Source organism: Aeromonas intestinalis, assembly GCF_054052485.1.
In genome coordinates this window covers 1-565 of the sequence record NZ_JBSTYK010000037.1, presented here as the reverse complement: position 1 = coordinate 565, position 565 = coordinate 1, and the positions used below count along the sequence as shown (strand labels likewise).

Here is a 565-nt window from a genome sequence, read left to right as displayed (position 1 = left end):
AAAAACAATTTTTGATTTTCAATGTCTGATGAAGTGACCAACGCAACGAAAGTTGCAGCAGTTAATTCAGCAATTCATTGAGCCGCCTTTATAGGCAACCAAACTTAAATTGAAGAGTTTGATCATGGCTCAGATTGAACGCTGGCGGCAGGCCTAACACATGCAAGTCGAGCGGCAGCGGGAAAGTAGCTTGCTACTTTTGCCGGCGAGCGGCGGACGGGTGAGTAATGCCTGGGAAATTGCCCAGTCGAGGGGGATAACTACTGGAAACGGTAGCTAATACCGCATACGCCCTACGGGGGAAAGCAGGGGACCTTCGGGCCTTGCGCGATTGGATATGCCCAGGTGGGATTAGCTAGTTGGTGAGGTAATGGCTCACCAAGGCGACGATCCCTAGCTGGTCTGAGAGGATGATCAGCCACACTGGAACTGAGACACGGTCCAGACTCCTACGGGAGGCAGCAGTGGGGAATATTGCACAATGGGGGAAACCCTGATGCAGCCATGCCGCGTGTGTGAAGAAGGCCTTCGGGTTGTAAAGCACTTTCAGCGAGGAGGAAAGGGT

General features: G+C 52.4%; 1 rRNA gene. It reads left to right on the top strand.

The annotated features are described in order from the left end of the window. Window positions 1–106: 106 nt before the first annotated feature. Window positions 107–565, top strand: a 16S ribosomal RNA gene (locus ACW5W7_RS21285); the annotation flags it as partial.